At 40.0% G+C, this 19131-nt stretch carries 17 protein-coding genes; 10 read left to right on the forward strand and 7 right to left on the reverse strand.

Features of this window, described 5'->3' with window-relative positions:
* Nucleotides 1-295: 295 nt before the first annotated feature.
* From R2Q66_RS23900 to R2Q66_RS12150, 3 genes are all read right to left on the reverse strand, one after another.
* Entirely contained in the window at nucleotides 296-1063 is a 768-nt protein-coding gene (locus R2Q66_RS23900; RefSeq protein WP_410479426.1) for an ABC transporter permease, read from the reverse strand.
* Nucleotides 1060-1947 (reverse strand): ATP-binding cassette domain-containing protein, encoded by an 888-nt coding sequence (locus R2Q66_RS12145; protein ID WP_316749267.1) that lies wholly within the window; start codon nucleotides 1945-1947, stop codon nucleotides 1060-1062. Before R2Q66_RS12145 ends, R2Q66_RS23900 begins: the two co-directional genes overlap by 4 nt.
* Before the next feature lie 164 nt (nucleotides 1948-2111).
* A complete protein-coding gene (locus R2Q66_RS12150; protein WP_316749269.1) occupies nucleotides 2112-2255 on the reverse strand; it encodes a hypothetical protein in 144 nt (47 codons plus the stop codon).
* Between the two features lie 169 nt (nucleotides 2256-2424).
* On the opposite strand from R2Q66_RS12150, the gene R2Q66_RS12155 reads away from it, so the two are divergent.
* A complete protein-coding gene (locus R2Q66_RS12155) occupies nucleotides 2425-2826 on the forward strand; it encodes a helix-turn-helix transcriptional regulator (protein ID WP_316749271.1) in 402 nt (133 codons plus the stop codon).
* On the opposite strand, the gene R2Q66_RS12160 is transcribed toward R2Q66_RS12155, so the two are convergent.
* On the reverse strand, nucleotides 2819-3274 hold the full coding sequence (locus R2Q66_RS12160) for an SRPBCC domain-containing protein (RefSeq protein WP_316749273.1): 456 nt from the start codon (nucleotides 3272-3274) through the stop codon (nucleotides 2819-2821). The genes R2Q66_RS12155 and R2Q66_RS12160 overlap by 8 nt on opposite strands.
* Nucleotides 3275-3422: 148 nt before the next feature.
* Here R2Q66_RS12160 and R2Q66_RS12165 point away from each other — a divergent pair, with 148 nt between their 5' ends.
* The 3 genes from R2Q66_RS12165 to R2Q66_RS12175 all read left to right on the forward strand — a co-directional run bounded on the left by R2Q66_RS12165 (nucleotide 3423) and on the right by R2Q66_RS12175 (nucleotide 5391).
* Nucleotides 3423-4250, forward strand: a complete 828-nt coding sequence (locus tag R2Q66_RS12165; protein ID WP_316749276.1) for a glycoside hydrolase family 16 protein — start codon at nucleotides 3423-3425, stop codon at nucleotides 4248-4250.
* Between the two features lie 62 nt (nucleotides 4251-4312).
* The gene (locus tag R2Q66_RS12170; protein ID WP_316749277.1) at nucleotides 4313-5002 is read left to right on the forward strand and encodes a DUF2461 domain-containing protein; all 690 of its coding nucleotides are present in this window, start codon (nucleotides 4313-4315) and stop codon (nucleotides 5000-5002) included.
* Between the two features lie 38 nt (nucleotides 5003-5040).
* The gene (locus R2Q66_RS12175; RefSeq protein ID WP_316749279.1) at nucleotides 5041-5391 is read left to right on the forward strand and encodes an MmcQ/YjbR family DNA-binding protein; all 351 of its coding nucleotides are present in this window, start codon (nucleotides 5041-5043) and stop codon (nucleotides 5389-5391) included.
* 106 nt (nucleotides 5392-5497) lie between these two features.
* Here R2Q66_RS12175 and R2Q66_RS12180 read toward each other — a convergent pair whose 3' ends face one another.
* Nucleotides 5498-5992 carry an SRPBCC domain-containing protein gene (locus R2Q66_RS12180; protein ID WP_316749282.1) on the reverse strand — a complete coding sequence of 165 codons (495 nt, stop codon included), beginning with the start codon at nucleotides 5990-5992 and terminating at the stop codon, nucleotides 5498-5500.
* A gap of 161 nt (nucleotides 5993-6153) precedes the next feature.
* On the opposite strand from R2Q66_RS12180, the gene R2Q66_RS12185 reads away from it, so the two are divergent.
* The 4 genes from R2Q66_RS12185 (at nucleotide 6154) to R2Q66_RS12200 (ending at nucleotide 12984) form a co-directional block, all read left to right on the forward strand.
* Complete coding sequence (locus tag R2Q66_RS12185; RefSeq protein ID WP_316749284.1) at nucleotides 6154-6735, forward strand: RNA polymerase sigma-70 factor; 582 nt, start codon at nucleotides 6154-6156, stop codon at nucleotides 6733-6735.
* A gap of 95 nt (nucleotides 6736-6830) precedes the next feature.
* A complete protein-coding gene (locus R2Q66_RS12190) occupies nucleotides 6831-7973 on the forward strand; it encodes a FecR family protein (RefSeq protein ID WP_316749285.1) in 1143 nt (380 codons plus the stop codon).
* Nucleotides 7974-8038: 65 nt separating this feature from the next.
* Nucleotides 8039-11245, forward strand: coding sequence for a SusC/RagA family TonB-linked outer membrane protein (locus tag R2Q66_RS12195; protein WP_316749288.1), 3207 nt, complete (start codon nucleotides 8039-8041; stop codon nucleotides 11243-11245).
* A gap of 47 nt (nucleotides 11246-11292) precedes the next feature.
* Nucleotides 11293-12984, forward strand: coding sequence for a RagB/SusD family nutrient uptake outer membrane protein (locus R2Q66_RS12200; protein ID WP_316749290.1), 1692 nt, complete (start codon nucleotides 11293-11295; stop codon nucleotides 12982-12984).
* Between the two features lie 91 nt (nucleotides 12985-13075).
* Here the strand turns inward: R2Q66_RS12200 and R2Q66_RS12205 are convergent, their stop codons facing one another.
* Both R2Q66_RS12205 and R2Q66_RS12210 read right to left on the reverse strand, forming a co-directional pair.
* Nucleotides 13076-15538, reverse strand: coding sequence for a M1 family metallopeptidase (locus tag R2Q66_RS12205; protein ID WP_316749293.1), 2463 nt, complete (start codon nucleotides 15536-15538; stop codon nucleotides 13076-13078).
* A gap of 87 nt (nucleotides 15539-15625) precedes the next feature.
* A complete protein-coding gene (locus R2Q66_RS12210; RefSeq protein WP_316749295.1) occupies nucleotides 15626-17023 on the reverse strand; it encodes an alpha/beta hydrolase-fold protein in 1398 nt (465 codons plus the stop codon).
* A gap of 157 nt (nucleotides 17024-17180) precedes the next feature.
* Between R2Q66_RS12210 and R2Q66_RS12215 the strand changes: the two genes are divergently transcribed.
* Both R2Q66_RS12215 and R2Q66_RS12220 read left to right on the forward strand, forming a co-directional pair.
* Nucleotides 17181-18215, forward strand: a complete 1035-nt coding sequence (locus tag R2Q66_RS12215; protein ID WP_316749297.1) for a sensor histidine kinase — start codon at nucleotides 17181-17183, stop codon at nucleotides 18213-18215.
* A 28-nt stretch (nucleotides 18216-18243) separates the two neighbouring features.
* Entirely contained in the window at nucleotides 18244-18978 is a 735-nt protein-coding gene (locus R2Q66_RS12220; protein WP_316749299.1) for a LytTR family DNA-binding domain-containing protein, read from the forward strand.
* Nucleotides 18979-19131: the final 153 nt, after the last annotated feature.

A 19131-nucleotide genomic window follows, 5' to 3' on the forward strand; every position in this document is an offset into this window, starting at 1 on the left:
TGATCTCTTTGGTTTTAAAAGTGAAACGAGCATAAGATGAGATCATCAGGCTTGTTGTTATGGGGAGAATTATTAGGAGATAAACGAAATATATTTTTCTGAAATATAAAAAGTAACTGTTTTTAAAATTATTTGATCCAACATCTACCTGGGCAATTAATTGTGTCTCAGGTTTTAATAATTCCATTATTATAAAGTACCAGGGGTAAAGGATAGGTAATATTAGGATCAGTAAAAGCTCTTTATCATTAATGATTTTAATCCACTCGTTTCGCAGAAGTTGTAAATACATATTTTAACGGCTAAGCTTGTGTTGTGGGAAATATTTATAAACGGCAGTTGTAGCTATAAGTATTAGGATCAGAATCAGGTCATTGCGATTGTATAGCATAAGACCGAATGTTTTTTCGAAGTTGAGTTGGCTATATTTTTCAAGTAGGTTTGGTTTCCAGCTCTGGTAACTGAAAAGAGGTAGGGTTGATAAAATGATTACACATAGAATCGCGACAACCCAGTTGTGTTTAAAATAAAATAAACAGAAATTAACAATCATGGAAAAAAGGATGTATTTCAACATGAGTTCTAGGAATGCACAAACGATAATTGACTGGTTTAAGGAGTGATTTTGCAAGGAAAAATCGGGCCTGATGATTAATAACAGGTAATTAAATGCTACAATAGGAAGAAGACTGAAAAGAAGTGAGGCCGTTAGGTAACTTAAAATCATTAATAATTTTGAGCTTAGTAGCAATCTAATGGATTTAGGATAGGCCAATAATTTATTCCAGGCATTTGATTGTTTTTCTATTTCGTAAATAAATGCAGAAAAGAATACTATAATTAATGGGCCAAAAAGATGTAGCATATTTATAGGGCTGACTTCAAGAAATACCCATGGGTTTTTAATACCTGTTTTTGACATTAAAAAATCTAGTTCGTCTATTGTTGTTATACATGATGCTATAAATGAAAGCAGGCAAAAGATGACTGGAGTTGCTACGATTAGCCAAATGTAACGGAGCCTGTTGAATTTAAAAAATTCATTTATAAGTAAAGTCCTCATGATAAGGTATATCTTTTATAGAGATGCTCTATGTTGCAAGGGGTTATTAAGTATTCAGAAAGCGAGTGCTTGAGCAGCATAGCCAATGTGGCTTGTTTTCCTTCCTCATCACCTAAATAAATTATAGTTTGATTGTTTTGACTGAAGTATTTCAATCCTAATTTGATAATGTCGTTTTGTAAATCAATAGTGATTACTTCGTTATTTATAATACATTCTAATTGTCCAAAGGGATTGATGTCGTTATAAATCAAACTGCCTTTATGTAATATTCCAATGTGGGTTGCTATTAACTCTATTTCAGATAGGATATGACTTGAAATTAAAAAAGTAATGTTGGACTTTCTGTTCAAATTGATGATCATGTTACGAATGCAAAGGATTGCCTCAGGGTCTAGCCCATTTAATGGCTCATCTAAAAGTACAAAGTCAGGCTGAGTAACTAAAGCCATCGCAATTCCAAGGCGTTGCTTCATGCCGAGAGAGTACGTTTTCGATTTTTGATCAGCAACAGAAGTCAGGTTAACCAGTTCCAAGGTCGGATTTATATGAATATTATCAGTTTCGTAGATGTTGCAGAGCATTATTAGATGTTGCCTTGCGGTTAAATGTTCATAAATTGATGGGTTTTCGATTAAACTTCCAAGTTGTTTTAGGACCGTACGATCTTCATTTCCTCCTTTTGAAAGTTGCTTTCCCTTAATGAAAATTTCACCCTGTTGAGGTTGTGAAATACCAAATATTTGTTTAAACAAAGTGGTTTTTCCACTTCCATTCGAACCAAGTAATCCAAAGATTTCACCTTGATTAATCTTGAGATTCAAATTGTCAAAAATCAGCTTTCCATTCTTGGTTACATATTTAATGTTTTTTACTTCAAGCATATTAAATAATTTTATTAGACTTAAAATTAAGAATATATCTAATATATAGTTTTTGACTGATAATAATCTCAGTGTCTATGATTTTTATCAATTTTAATAAAAAAGGTGCCAAATCTTAATTACGGCACCTTTTTTTGTTTGATAGCTAGTTATGCTTTTTTCTGCTACGTAGTTGTCGCATAATCATCAGCCAGGCCACATAATTTGTATGCTTGCCAAAAACTCATGTGATCTGACATTGCCCAGATGCAATCAAGGTCCATGCCTCCAATAAGGCCTTCCATTTCGTTGAAATTTAATTTTTTCATGATTTAAGTGTTTTTGTTTGTTTTTAATGTTTTATGGTTTAAAAGATCTTTATCAAATATTATTAATTAATAATTGATAAATTAAAATTTAATGAATAAATTTAGTTATAAAGGTTAGGGTGTTATTCGTATTATTATTCACATCATTATTCAGTGTTTTAAATTACATATGAATGTTATAGACCAAATAAGGAAGGTACGTCTTGAAAAAGGAATTGCCCAGGAAGCTGTTGCGGAGTATCTACAGATTTCCCAGTCAGCTTATTCCAGGTTAGAATGCCAGGATACAATTAATGTGGATCAATTGCTGAGAATAGCTACATTTTTAAATGTAAAACCTGGTGAATTGTTTTTAGAACTGAATGTGGATCGTAGTAAAAAAGATCAACTGGATAGTTTTAGTCCTGATTATCATAGTAATGTTATTCTATTCGAAAGGATTTTAGCCGAAAAGGAACTTTACATGGGGTTGCTAGTAAAGCGCCTCAAAGAACTTGAAGATAAAATCGAAAGAAAGGATAAAAAAATTAAATCTCTGAAAGAAAAGCTAATCCTTAATAATATTAAATGATTGTTTCTTTTAATATGGGCTGTCCTTTACCGGTGGTGATCAGGCTATACAAGCTTTCATTGATGAATTTGTTCCAGGACTCAAAGCAGATCGGGTAGCATTCATAGGTTGGAACCAAGCCCCAATGCGTCATTTTGATTTCTGTTTTATTGTCTTTTACGGAGATTTCAAAACTAATTTTATCACCAGTCCATTCCTTGTGGTCTTTCGTGAAATCAAAATAGTTGTCAAGAACCTGCCAGACTACTCTTTCCTCGGGAACAACTTCAACCAACCTCATTTTACAGCGATGTATTTCCTGATAATGATAGGTAAATTCATCGTTTAGTTTTTCAGTACCTCCTTCAATCTCTTCAGACCACCATCCCCGGACGTTAACAATGGCATCAAATGCTTCTTGTGGTGTTTGATCTACCGAAATGGTAGTGGTAAAATTGTGATTACTCATGGCTTTAATTGTTTTAAAGTTTGATATTTATTGCAGTAACTTAAAGTTAGCGTATCTAATGATTAATCATAGTGTGTATTCTGGACTTTGCAGCGGGGTAATCAGGACAGGGGAATTATTGTCATCCATAAAAAATTGACCTTTAATTATGAATAAATACTTACTAATGAGCTGTTGTATGGCTGTTTTTCTGGCTTCATGCAGCGTTTTACCTTACCGGAAAACAGATAATTATATCTACCTGCAAAAAGAGAAAACAGGGAACCCGAACTGGAAGCTGGTCTGGAAAGACGATTTCAATGGCACTGTGATTGACAGTACGAAGTGGAGTAAAATCCCGAAAGGGACTGCGGATTGGAATAAACACATGAGCAGCAACGCCGACTGTTATGCACAGTCTGATGGGAAATTATACCTGAAAGGCATTAAAAACCCGGATACATCAGCAGATTCAAGACCTTACCTTACCGGAGGTTTATATACCAAAGGGAAATTTGCCTGGCAATATGGCAAAATTGAAATCCATGCGAAGCTGGAATGTGCGCAAGGAGCATGGCCGGCCATGTGGATGTTGGCAGAGCAAAACAAGTATGGGAAGTACCCGAATAATGGGGAGATAGATATTATGGAACACCTGAACCGGGATTCGATCATTTATCAGACTACACATTCTCATTATACGCTCAATTTGAAGCAAAAAGACAATCCTCCACATGGTGGTACTGCAAAAATAGATATCAATACTTACAATACCTTCGGACTGGAATGGTTTCCGGATCGCTTAGTATTTACCTTAAACGGGGTAGAGACCTTCCGTTATCCCCGTATCACAGGTGTTGACCCCAGTCAGTGGCCATACGATCAGCCCTTTTATGTGATGATTGATCAGCAATTGGGTGGTAGCTGGGTTGGAAAAGTAAATCAGGACCAGCTTCCCGTACAAATGATTGTAGATTGGGTTAAAGTGTACCAATAAGTAGCTATTTTGTGAACTTTATAGGACCATAATGGTTATCTAAGATCTGAATTTATATAAGTATGAAAATAACAAGCCGAATTTCCCCATCTAACCTTGCCTTTTTAGCTAAACTCAAGGATCATAACGACAGGGATTGGTTTAATGCCAATAAAGAGGAATTCCTGAAAGAACAGAGCGGAGTAATAGACTTTGCTGAGGCATTATTACAGGATTTGAATACGCATGACCTCATTGAAACGCCTTCCGGTGCCAAAAGTGTGTACCGTGTTTATAGAGATACCCGTTTTTCTAAAGATAAAACCCCTTATAAAACACATTGGAGTGGGAGTTTTAAACGAGCAGGAAAAGACCGTAGAGGGGGCTACTATTTTCACATTGAAAAGGGTAACAGCTTTATAGGGGGTGGCTTTTGGGGGCCAAATACCACTGATTTAAAACTGATCAGGGAAGATCTTTCTTTTGATTCCACACCGCTGCGGAAGATCTTAACCAGTGAATCATTTACGGGTACATTTGAAAACTTAAAAGGGGAGCAGTTGAAAACGACACCCAAAGGTTTTGAGGCCAATGATGAGGCTATAGATCTTTTGCGCTATAAACAGTATCTACTACTCCGTAAGTTTTCTGACGAGGAAGTTTTAAGTGTTGATTTTCTAAAAGAGGCCGGTCAGACTTTTAAAAATATGCGTCCTTTTCTCGACTATATGAGTGAAGTATTGAGCACTGATATTAACGGATTGAGCGCATAGAACTAACCTGATAATTAAAGGATATATTTGGTATTACGATGAACATAGAAGAATTACGCGATTATTGTCTGCAAAAGCAGGGCGCAACGGAAGGTTTTCCTTTTGGGGAAGACACGCTGGTTTTTAAGGTTGGAGAAAAGATTTTTTTACTCTGTAGTTTGGAGACCGGCAATCGGTTTAATGCCAAATGTGATCCGGAACGCGCCATAGAATGGCGGGAGCAGTATGAGGAAATTGTACCAGGATACCATATGAATAAAAAGCATTGGAATACAGTTTATATGGACGGTCGTTTAACGATGAAGCAACTGCAGGAGTTGATTGATCACTCTTATGATCTCGTTTTTAACAGCCTGCCAAAGAAAAAACAGGAAGAAATCGCTGTTTAAAGCACTCTGAGGATAGCTTATCACAAATTGTGATAAGCTCTGGCAATGGGTTTTATTTGATGACGAGTACTGTAAAGCTTTCGACAACATAAAACCGGAGCAGTAACTAATTGTTGATCATTGGAGGCAAATTCCCATCCTTATTTCTAAGATCCAGTCCACCTTCATAAACAGATTTTAGGTTAACCAGATAAAAAGACCAGCCGTTGGCACAACCAAGTCTGATCTGCTGTTTAGACTGATCATCAGTTGGGATGTTAAATTGCCTTAATTCTACAATGGTATATCCGGCTTCCGCTCTCAAATGTACTTCTACCAAACATTCCCCTTCAAAGCTGAATTTTAAAAAGTCTTTGCCATTTGCTTCTTTGATTTGGCCTGACATCGATTCCGGATATAAATACCACAACCAGTTATAAGCACATCCAGCGACAACCGGCTGTTTATGGTCAATAATGGTGTCGGTAGGATCGGTAAAGATCACTTTTTCCAAAAACCATTTCTCTAATTCCTCAGCGCGCGTCCAGGCATTGTAAATATCTGATAACCGGGCTTTAACGGCTATTCTTTTAGTAAAGGAAGTCCAATCAAAGTTTTTCATAATAGATCAATTTATGGATTACAAATATTGTTTTTTTATTTTACAAATGATGGTTGTTTTGTATCGGATATTAACCCTGGCAACGCAGACTTACCTATCAAAAGAAAAGAGGAATCGGAGTTCCATCTTTTTTTATTAGCTTCGGTTTTCCCTTAAAATCGATGATGAGCTGTGATCTACTTTCCGATGCCGAATTAATAGTTGCTTTAAAAAAGGGAGACGAGCAGGCATTTGGGGAGATTTATGATCGATACTGGAAGGAACTTTACCGAAAAGCAAACCATATATTGCAAGATTCGGAAGCTACGGATGATGTGCTACAGGATCTTTTTTTAAGCCTCTGGCAACGCCGTAACCAGGTCGATATTCTGTCGCTGAAAGCCTACCTCTATCAGGCACTAAGATTTAGTGTTTTAAAAGCAATCCGGAAACATAAAACAGATCAGCAGTTTTATGAAAGACTGGCGGATGTGACCACCGAAATCATTGCGGAAAACCCTTTGCTCTTTAAAGAACAGCAACACCTGATACAGGACTTAATCAATAATCTTCCTGAAGAATGTAAGGAAGCTTTTTTATTGAGCAGAGAGGAAGAAATGACCTATAAACAAATTGCCAGACATTTAGATATCTCAGAAAAGACCGTCGAAAAGAGAATCTCTAAGTCGCTAAAAGTGATTAGAGCCGGACTGAATATACAAACCTGTATCGCCATACTCCTTTGGCGTGAATTTCATCAATAATTACCTGCAAATACTTCTCTTTATTTCATTGCATAAAGAAAAACGACAAATACCATAGGGTATCCGGTAAGTTTGGGTACATATAAGTATAGCCTATGGACAAGCACAATTTTTTAATACTGATAGATCGCTACTTAACTGGCGAGGCAAGTCCGGCGGAAAGTCTTTTGCTGGAAGAATATTATGAACGGATGGCAGGCAAAGGAGCCGCTTTAAATTTTCAGGAACCCGATGGGCTTGAACTGAAATCCAGGATCATGCAAAGTATCAAAGCGGAGCAGGTAAATGACCGAAAGCCATCTTATCTCCGTTGGTTCAGTATCGCAGCATCCATTTTTATGATCATTGGGCTATTCAGCTACTTTTATCAACAACCGCATCCGGCAGTAAATAAACTTGCGCCAGCAAAGACTGCCCATGCAACAGTGATCAAGCCTGGCGGCAATAAAGCCCGGTTAACCCTTAGTGATGGTTCAGTTATCAATCTGGAGGAAGCAGGCGATGGCATTTTGGCAAAACAAGCAGGCCTGACCATTAAAAAGGATCGCGATGGACAGTTGATCTATACGCTGACCGATCAGGGTAATGCCCCTGAAAATGGACAAATTACTTACAACCTCATAGAAACTCCGAAAGGGGGGCAATATCAGATCCGTTTACCTGATGGAACTAATGTCTGGCTAAATGCTTCCTCATCGTTGAAATATCCGGCACAGTTTAGCGGATCAGAGCGGAAAGTAATCCTTCATGGCGAAGCTTATTTTGAAGTAGCCAAAAGGAAATCTCAACCCTTTAAAGTGATCACCAATCAGGAAGTAGTGGAAGTTTATGGAACTCATTTCAATGTAAATGCTTATGAAGACGAAGCGTTTATCCGGACAACTTTATTGGAAGGCAGCGTAAAGGTGACCAATGGAAGTCGTTCCACCATGTTAAAACCAGGTCAGCAATGTCTGATGGATCATGGGGCTTTCCTGGTCAGGATGGTGAATACAAATTCGATCATGGACTGGAAGAACGGATACTTTTTGTTGAAAGAAACGCACATTCAGGACATCATGAGAAAACTATCCCGCTGGTATGATATCGAGCCTGAATATATTGGAAAACTGGATGGACTACGTTTTAGTGGTAAAATATCCAGGTCTAAAGACCTGAGCGAAGTACTTAAAGTGCTAACGCTGACTGGAGATGTTAAATTTAAAGTCGAAGGAAGGAGGGTAACCGTTATGCCATGAGCTTACCAGCAGCTACGCTGTCTGTTTAATTCCTTGATAAAAAACTAACCTAACCAACCAAATGTATGAAATTTTACGAGCACAACTTATGCAGGTTTACCTGTGTAAAAGATAAAATTGCGTTTAAAACAAAGCTGATCACGATCCTGGTTTTTTCGCTCTCTATGCGGGTCAATGCTGCTGGACTGGCGCAGATTACCTTGTCAGAAAAGAACACTCCCCTGGAAACCGTCCTGGAGAAAATCGGAGTACAAAGCCGCTACGATATTATTTTTAATTCTAACCTGATTAAAAAAGCAAAACCGGTTACTGTTGATGCGAAAAATGCCCCACTATTAGGAATATTAGCGGAATGTTTTGTCGATCAACCATTGAGTTATACCGTTTCCTCTCTCACCATTATCGTAAACGATAAGAAAAATGTAGACATCACCGTAACAGGAACGGTAAAAGATCTCTTAGGAAAACCTGTTCCTGGCGCCACAGTCATTGTAAAAGGTGTGAAAGGAAGGGGTACTGCTACTAATGCCAGCGGTAGTTTTTCATTAAGCGTACCTGAAAATGCAGTTTTAGTGGTCTCCGCATTGGGATTTACCGCACAGGAAGTTCCTGTAAACAATCGCAAGACACTTGAAATTGTCATCAACGAAGAGAAGAATGACCTGAATGAAGTGGTGGTAGTGGGTTATGGAACCATTGAAAAGAAAGACCTCACCAGTGCCGTGTCTACGGTAAAGCCAAAAGATTTTATCTCAGGTTCCGTAAACCCTTTACTTTCGATACAAGGAAAAGTACCGGGCTTAACGATTAGTTCTTCTAATGGTAGTGACCCAAATGCCGATGTATCCGTACAACTTCGTGGGGTCAATTCTATCAACGGCGGACAAGGGCCTTTAATCGTGATAGATGGAGTGCCTGGTGGAAGTATCAATTCAGTTTCCAGAGAAGATATAGAATCCATTAACGTGTTGCGAGATGCCTCTGCTGCGGCAATATATGGCACAAGGGCCTCGGGCGGTGTGATCCTCATCACGACAAGAAAAGCTAAAGTCGGTCCTGCCAACATTACCCTGACTACCGAGTTGTTTACCGAAAGTATCCGCAGACGTCCGGAATCGCTGAGTGGCGATGAGTTCGTTGAAAAAGGATTAGGAACTGATTTTGGCTCCCGTACGGATTGGTATGATGAGGTGACCAATAAATCTCCTTTTAGTCAGCGCTATGTGCTGAATGCCAATGGCGGAAGTGAAAATGCACAGGTCTACGCGACCGCAACCATGCGTAATGCCAAAGGTATTGCCCTGGGCTCAGATAGAAAGGAAATGGGCGGAAGAATCAATAGTATTTTCAAGTTCTTTAATGGAAAAGCCCAGCTAAATACCAATGTAAGTTACAACCAGGTGGATGCTAACTTTACAAACAATGATATTTTTAACATGGCATTAGTGCTTAATCCAACACAAACGCCATACAATCCGAATGATATTACAGGTTTAAATGTCATGGTGGGTGGTTATGATTATTGGAACCCTGTAGCAGAGGTGACTCTTCGTAAAGATTTTAATCAATATAAGTATTTGCTAGCCAGTTCTGTATTGAAGATTGACTTGACAAAGGATCTTTATACCTCCGCTTTGGTTGCGGTAAAAAATAATAGCGAAAACCCAATATACTACCGCTCTTCGCAACACCGCATTTCCCGCACGGATGGTGTTGACGGCTTTGCCAGACAGGAGTATAAGCGTTATACTGACCGTACTTTCGAATGGACGGTCAATTATAATAAAGTGATTGATAACCATAGTATTAATGCGGTAGCAGGTTATTCCTATCAGGATTTCAATGGCCAGGGATTTAAGGCGGAGAATTCCGACTTTTCTGTGGATGGAATTGGCGAAAATGATTTGAATAATGGTACTTTCTTAAGCGATGGAAGAGCTAATATGACCTCATTTAAAGATCCCTATGTGAAACTGATCGCTTTCTTTGGTCGGGTAAACTATTCTTTTATGAATCGGTACATCGTAACCGGAACATTAAGACGGGAAGGCTCCTCTAAATTTGCACCAGGTAGGCGATGGGGAACTTTCCCGGGCGTCTCTATGGCATGGCGACTTTCGGAAGAACCTTTCATGAAAAGCCTGAAATTTATCAATGACCTGAAAATAAGAGGGGGATATGGAGAAACCGGTAATGCTGATTTTAATGCCAATGTAGCCTATAGGATGTATGCACCGGATGCCTGGTGGCTTGTTGACGGACAATGGCAACGTACTTATGGCGTTCGGCACAACCAAAATCCTGACCTGAAATGGGAGGTTAAAAAGGAGATTAGTGTGGGGATGGACTTTGCCTTGTTCAACAATAAAATCAGCGGTAGAGTAGATTTTTACAAGCGTAAAGTGGATGATATTATTTATGATATCAATGTTTCACAGCCACCTGCTATTTATGAAACTACGACTGTGAATATTGGAAGTATGCAAAATAAAGGCTTTGAACTGGAGCTAAACTGGAATGCAATAGACCGTGACGATTTTAAATACACGACAGGATTTGTGATGTCGGGAAATAAAAGTACACTGACTTCTCTTTCCGGAAGCCAGACTTTTGCAGATAGAAAAAGTTTTCCAGCACCAGGATCTCCTGGAAATGCCGTGAGGTTACTGCCCGGTCATAATATTGGTGAGTTCTTTATTTGGCGTGCTGCCGGTTTTACTCCCGAAGGAAACTGGATGCTTTATGATAAAGACGGACAGGCTTTCGATGTCACTAAGCGTACTAAAACCATTGCCGATAAGGCTTTTGTAGGTAATGCTATTCCAAAAGTGATCCTTTCCTGGAACCACTCTATCGTGTACAAGAATTTTGATGCTGGGATTTACCTGAGAAGCTGGCTTGGATATGATGTGTTTAATATGATCAATATGTATTATAGTCTGCCAAATGTGAAGGGGCAAAATGTATTGCGTGAAGCCTATGATAAACACAAAGACATCAAAGGAGAAAAGGAACTGAGTGATTACTGGCTGGAAAAAGGTGACTTCCTCAAGGTAGATGCCATTAGTCTGGGCTATACTTTTAAGCAAAATCTGATCAAGCCTCTAAAAAGTCTGCGCTTGTATGCAACCGGCAGAGATTTGTTTGTGCTCACCAAATATAGCGGGCTCGATCCGGAAGTCAATATCAATGGTCTTGATCCCGGATTTGAGGAGCGGAATGCCTATCCTAAAACACGAACCTTTATGTTCGGTGTGCAGGTCGGCTTCTAATTCCTATCCAATTCACAAATCTTTTCCTAACCTAAAAACATATTCTAATGAAAAATAGAATCAACATAAAAATAGGCATCCTCGTGTTATTTCTGGTGATCTCCGGTGGATGTACAAAACTTGACCAGAAGTTTTATGATAAGGTAACTCCCGAGACCTTTTTTACCAGTAAGAAAGACATCATGGCGGCTTTGTATAGACCATACACTCATGCCCATTGGTACCTGGGTAATGACCGCTGGAGATTACAGGAATTTACAGCAGATAATTTTGCCATTACCACCAAGGGCCGTCACTGGTATAACGGGGGCGAGAATGAGCGCTTCCATTACCATCGCTGGACAGCTGATGATGGATGGATCTGGGAAACCTGGCGTGGAACCCTAATGGGGATTGCATTGGCGCTTGATGCCAGAAGTGACCTGAGCAAACTGGATTATGGCAAATTTGCAATGAGCAAGGCAGATCAGGATGATCATGTGAATCAGTTAAATGCCTTAATTGCCTATTTCTATCTCCGTGGTCTTGATTTTTTTGGCGGACTACCAATCTTCGATGCGCTCGATAAAGAAGGCGTATTGAGGAGTACCGATTTGGAAACCTTTAAGCATATTGAAATGCTGCTAAAGAATGCGATTGAAAAACTTCCTGCAAAAAAAGCAGGAGATAAAGAAGAGGGAGCCATTAGAAAGGCAGGTGCTGCTGCAATGTTGGCGAGCTTATATTTTAATGCAGAAGCTTATATCGGTAAAAATATGTTCGTAGAATGCCAGCAAATTTCTCAGGACATCATCGACCAAAAATACGGTGTGTATTCGATTGATGCCACCTGGAGCGGCCCGCATACTTTTACCAATGATAAATCGCCGGAGCTGATCTGGTCGATCCCCTCAGAATTCAACAAGCTGGAGTACAATTGGTTTTATTCCAATTTCTATCATTACAATACCAGACAGTATTTTGGAGTAGATCTGGGAGCGGATAATGGTGGTCACCTAACACCATCCAGAAATCCTGATGGAACTTTGTATAGCGCCGACTTTAAACTGGGTTCACCTTTTGAGAAGTTCGATAATGGTGATCTTCGTAAAAAAGGCTATAAATACCTTGGTAGCGGTCGTTATGAAGGGATGTTTATAGTTGGACCACACCTTACACCTACCGGAGCGGCTATTAATGGTGGTGAAGAATATAAAGATAAACCATTGATCTTCCTGGATCAGGTAGCTCGTTTTTCTGAAATTGGCCCGGGCAAGAAATATGCGTCCAATGCAGAACTTCCTTCAAAGATGTCACAGGGAGAAGAAAATACCGGTGTCAGATTGGTGAAAGTACCTATCCCTGGTGATCAGGATAAGAGCCTGAGATGGGCTGCGGATAACCCGGCAATCAGGCTAACCGAAATCCAATATATGTTGGCGGAATGTAAATTGCGTGCTGGCGATAAATCGGGTGCGGTAAGTCTGATTAACGACGTTAGAAAACGTGATTTCGCAAATGGAGTAGATCCCAATCCGGTAACGATTGCTAATCTGGATGGCAACAGAATGCTGGACGAATGGAGCATTGAGTTTTTAGGAGAGGGTAGAAGACGGACAGACCTGATCAGGTGGAAAATGTTTACTAAGGGTACCTGGTGGGATCATCAGCCTTCCGGATCTGAACATTTAAACCGGTTCCCGGTGCCTACCAAGGCTATTTCTGGGAATAATGGCTTGAAGCCAAATCCAGGGTATTAGATTCACAAAAATATTTAATAATCAGTAATTAAGCTGATCTTTTTTCTTGCAATGGCCGCCCTGAAAAGGCGGCCATTGCAATTTTCAGGAGTTATTGGATGAATAAGTTTATTGCGCTGATGGATTGCTCAATGGCTTCAACTGAGGCAGTATCCTTTAACTTTTCTTTATAGGGTTTGATTTCATTTAAAAAAAGGATCACCCTTGGTGCGATGCTCCGGTTTTTCTGTTGAATAACCATTTCCTTAATTGCCAGAATACCAGCAGTAGCATAGGAAGGATTTTTTATTTTTTTTATAAAATCAGCAAGTTGTCTGCTGAACGCATATTGAACAGGGGAATTTCCATTGGTATAAGCATCATAAACATAGGTCCATTGCGCCTCATTTCCCAGGTTCATATAGCTTTGAAGAATCACCTGCTGAAGTTTACCCTTGCTTCCTGCCTGATTTGCTTTTGCCAACTCAAATTGTTGCTGCGGATCAATCCTACCTATGGCGTCCAGAGCTTCGCCTTTAACCAGGTAGCTCTTCGAAGAAAGCAAGCTACTGAAGAGTTCCAGATATTTCTTGTCTTTTAAGCCGCCTAGTTTTTGAATTGCTGCCGCTCTTGTTGAATGATTCGGGTCAGACCCTGCAATTCGGAGAAGATCGGGTAGGATGGAATTAAGAAAAATAGCATTTTTAAAATTGAGGCTATTTATAGCCAGGGTACGGATGCTGTAAAATTTATCATGAAGTGCAGCAATTAAGATGGTCCTTCCAGCCAGGCTATCCTGTTGGTCTTTAGCGGCATCAACAGCCTCGTATCGATCCTGAAAAAGAGGGGCATTAAAATACTGAAAAGTAAACTGGCTTAAATTTTTATGATCTGTTTTTTTGGCGATCAGGGCCTTTTGTGCATCGACATTAATTAATAAGGGCTTTTCAGTACCTTCTAGTTTTATGGTATCAGTTGCTTTCGTTAACCATATTTGCCTGCTGCTTTTGCCAGCTTTCGTATAAACATCAATTGCAATAGGTATTTTAAATAAGCGGTCTTTCTGCAACTGCTTAATGACCACAAAATATTGCTTATTGCGTGCTTCAAAACCATAATTAATGTCTAGTTCAGGATGACCTGAGCCAAAGAACCATTGGTTAAAAAACCAGTTTAAATCCATACCCGAAGCATCTTCCAGGGCTAACCTCAAATCATGTACTTCGGCACTTTTATTAGCATTCCTCCGGAGATAGAAATTCAGACCTTTATAAAAAACTTCATTACCCAGATAAATCCTGAGCATATTGAGGATTCTGCCTCCCTTTTGATAACTAATCCCATCAAAAACCTCCTGCGGCTTTTCATAATCATATCTCACTAGTTTCTTATTCCAACCGTCCTCATCAGCAAGATAACCACGCATTCCCTTTAATAGATGGTCCCCGGCAACATCGGTACCAAATTTATATTCCGCCCAGATAATTTCACTCAGGTCGGCGAAAGACTCATTCAGACAGATATTTGCCCAGCTTTCGGCAGTTACATAATTCCCAAACCATTGGTGGAAAAGCTCATGGATATGGCCGGATTGGTAATTATGATCCATCAGTTCCCTGGAGCTACCTTGTTTATCCTCATTAAAAGCAGTTGCAGTGGTATTTTCCATGGCGCCACTAAAGTCACGCAGTTTAATCTGACTGTATTTGTTCCAAGGGTAGGTAACACCTAGCAGATTGGAGAAATAATCTATTGCTTCCACCGTATTGGGGAATGCAGCCCTAAGAGCTGCCTGGTCGGGAGCAAATTGAGGCTCCACATAATAGCTGACTTCTTTTCCCTTCCAGTAGTCTTTGACAATACTGAACTCGCCAACAGCAAACATGAAAAGATACGGTGCATGGGGTAAATCCATTTTCCAGGTATCTTTTCGTAATCCTCCAGGGAGTGTTTTTTGTATACTCAGCTGACCATTGGAGAGCGTTTTGAATTTAGCAGGAACAGTGATGGATATTTCCTGTTTAATCTTTTGGTTGGGCTTATCTATCGTTGGAAACCATGACGAATTGTTCTCCGGCTGACCACTGGTCCAGATTTGGGTAGGAGTACCCTTCTGATCTCCATTTGGGTTAATAAAGTGCAACGCAGATTGCCAATCTCCGGAAGCAGAGGCAGGATTGGTTTCATATTCAATGTAAAGCCAGTACTTTTCTGAGGGCTCATAAACCCGATCGAGGCTTACCCGGAGCTGCTTGTCATTTGCGGTATAATGAAGTTGCTTTTTACTTTTACCAGTATGCATTTCAACTTTTCTGAAGATCATGCCTTTCGCATCCAGCTCGATATAATTTGCAGCTTTCACATTAGGTTGAATACCGAGCAAGGCTTTTCCGTAAAGTATCTGTTTTGGAAAGCTGAATGTGATATCCAGTTTTGTTTCCAGAATCCTATTCAAATTTGCTGCGGATGCTCTATAAGTTAGGAGAGGGGCTTGGGTTTGAGCAAAGCAATGAAGCGCATTGAAGCCCAGAGCCAGGACAAATACTAATTTGCTAAACGAAAGTCGGTTTTTCATATCAATGCCGGATTTAAACTAAAGATATATAAAACAGTACTATGTAATGCAATGTACCGTAATAATAATTACACTTCCTGAGTTATTTTACTCTTTTGGCAGCCGGATGTCTATCGCATTTACCCAAATCGCTGATCTGTCCATACTATCGATAAACTCCCTGACCATGAAATCCTTGTCGTAATTTATTTTTCCTTTGAAATAAAGCTGATCATTCAGGATAATGGTTACAGGTTTCTGTAGGTCTACCATTTCCGGAGAAATATAGAGCTTTAAACCATTGACCCGAGAGGTAGTGATCCGAAATATATTGTTGGCATAATTGGCCTTAACCGCGCCGGAGCGTTTCGCGTAATTGAAGGCATTCTTAACGGTATCTACGAATATCGCTTCATCGTCCTTATCTAGTTTCACCCATTTATTGATCTTGAAATTGATAGGTTTTTGCCAGACTGCATTGGCAGCCAAAGTATCCAGCGAAGTAATGTTTAACCAGTCGCAACGACCATATTTTGTATCATCGGTTTCCCATTGAATAGCAGGTTTAAAAGCGTTTCTTTTTCTTTTGATCAGGTCGGCGAATAACAGCTGGTAAGCTGGCTCCGATGCTGCAAAAGCTGGAAACCAATGCGGAAAGCCATTGTAGCGATGATCCTGGTAATCGGCATGTAGCGCTTTCATGACCTTATTAAGCGAGTCATGCGCAGCTGGAGGATAGTAATAATCCTCGTCAGTGGAGACATTAAAGAACGATCTGTTCAATATGTTCCGGATGTAAGTACCTCCGGTTGCTACTTCCGGACGGGTATTAAAGCCATAAAACCCAGTAAATGGAGAAGGTTGTTTCATCGCGTAAGAAAACGAACCTGTTGCTCCGTTGGAATGACCAGAGATAAAGACTCTGTCGTCATCAACATTGACTGTGCTTTTTATTTGTTTCAGGATAGCTGGAATCATATAGAAACCCTGATCCGGAACCATCCAATTGTAGGCCTTGTTTCCCATTGGGTACACCATGATCACCTGATTTTCCGTCGCATATTTAGTGTAGAAACGGTTCCATCCTGCGGGATCACGTTCTTTAATGTAGTCCGGATAATCAGTGCTTCCCCTTACACCGCCATGAAGAAAGAACAATAGGGGGTATTTTCTTTTTGGGTCATAATCTTTTGGGAGGGCAATTAGAAAGGCGGTATGGAGGCTGTCATTTAATTTAAATTGCATGGAAATATATTCCTTAGCAATGGGAGGGAAATGGTTATAGGTTTTAATGGCATGATAAAGGGAAAGGGCATTGCCATGAATTGGGAGTTGATGCAGTAAACCTTGTTTTTCAAGGCTGGCCTGGTAGCGAAGCAGGGAGTCCACTTTTTTAAGCACCGCATAAATGCTGTCTTTCGAGCGGGAGTTCTCCCTGGATATGTCTTGTGCCCGACAGAAATTTGCCAGACAAATAAGCAAAATGAACAACTGAAATCTTTTCATGATTTGGATATTTTTAGACTAAAATGAGCTATAATTACAGGAAAAGGGGTAGCCCTAAGCATGCTAATCCACGGAGCGGCAAATCTTAAGGACGAATGCCTCATTTTTATTGACCAATGAAATTGCCTTGATGGCGAAAGTGGTATATATTTAGGCAATGGATAAGAGGAAGGTTATATTAATACATATAAGCGTATGGCTGATATTCATCATCGGCGGTATTTGCAGGGATTATTTCCCGGATAAGTTTGCGGGCGAGTCTGTTTTTAATTATTCGGTAACTCAGTTTGGCTATACTATAGTAGCCGCGATCTGTTTCTATGGGAGTTACTTTTGGGTAGCCCCTCAATTGATCTTAAAACGAAAGTATCTGGTTTCATTTTTGCTGACAGTCATGCTATTTGCCCTGGTTGTTTTTGCTCGGTATGCTTTGGAGTTCTGGTTTCTAAAACCAGTGATGAACTATGATAATTATTTCGATAAAATCCCTACAATTTCCTATTACCTGACCAATGTCTTTTACTATTACTTCCCAGGTTATTTTGTCTACGGATTGTTGTACTTCTTCGCGGAGAGCTGGTATAAAAATAATCAAAGACAACAGGAAATGCAGCAGGAAAGCCTCGCAGCCGAGCTGGCATTTTTACGCGCCCAGGTTAACCCTCATTTTTTGTTTAACACCATCAACGATATCTACACACTTACTTATCAAAAATCAGAACAGGCACCCGAAGCATTACTGAAACTTTCTGTCATGTTGCGTTATATGTTGCGCGAGGGGAACGCAGCGCTGATGCCACTCAATCGGGAGGTCGAATATCTGGAAAACGCCATTGCCCTGCAAAAGATAGCAGCAAAAGGTGACGCTTACATAAACTTCGATCAGGAAGGGTATATTGGGGAGCAGCCCGTTGCTTCTCTGTTGTTTATCGCATTTGTGGAGAATGCTTTCAAGCATGGTGTATCAGATGATCCGGATCATCCGGTTCAAATCAGTTTAAAGGCAGACAACAACAGCATTTTCATCAACGTTTACAACAAAAAGAGCCATGGCCTGGAAGATACAACAGGGGGGATCGGCTTAACCAATGTTCGGCGCAGACTGGAATTGATGTATCCCGGAAAACATGAGCTAAGTATTGAAGACCGGGATAATTCCTTTAGGGTGGCGCTAAACCTGCAACTCAACTAAATAGCACTAACCTAATTACAAAAACCTGATGAAAATAAGATGCCTTGTTGTTGATGATAAACCACTAGCCATAGATTTATTGCTGGAATACATTAGCAAAATCCCTTTTCTGGAACTGATCGCCAGCACCACCGATCCGGTGGAGGGGCTGGAGCTCTTGCGTACTCAGCAGATTGACCTGATTTTTCTGGACATTCAAATGCCTCAACTCAGCGGCTTACAATTCATGAAAATTGCTGGCGATAAAACCAGGGTGATTCTGACAACAGCTTATGCGCAATATGCTCTAGATGGCTACGAGCACGACGCTGTGGACTACCTGCTTAAACCTATCGCTTTCGACAGATTCTATCTTGCCGCAGAAAAAGCGAAGCGAAGTTTACAAGCAAATCTAGCTGGACTGGCGGTTAACGAGATTCCTTCAGATCACAGTCCATCAGAGAAATCTAATACCTGGCTTTTCGTTAAAACAGAACACCGCATTCAAAAAATTAACCTTGCTGAGGTGCTCTATATAGAAGGTTTGGAGAATTACGCCTGTATTCAGACCAGCACAGAGCGGATCCTGACCTTGCAAACTTTAAAGCGATTGGGCGAGCAGTTGCCTCCAAAAGAGTTCGTGCGGGTGCACAGATCTTTCCTTATTTCCATGCAGCATATTAGTTACGTGGAACGCAGCAGCATCTTCTTAATTAACGGATTCCAGATTGCTATCGGGAACAGTTACCGCAATAACTTCTATCAAATTCTGGAGAATAAGTAAATTAATACACTTGTAGGTTGTAGTACTTTTATGTCAAATAATTAGTTAATTTTGATGAAATAAAACAAAGGCTGGTAAATATAAAAGTTTACTCATCTTAAAGTTTTGCGAAAGAAATCAAAGCTCCTTTTTAAGGGCCCGATATTTCATGAA

The organism is Pedobacter gandavensis (assembly GCF_032677645.1).
GTDB classification, from domain to species: domain Bacteria; phylum Bacteroidota; class Bacteroidia; order Sphingobacteriales; family Sphingobacteriaceae; genus Pedobacter; species Pedobacter gandavensis_A.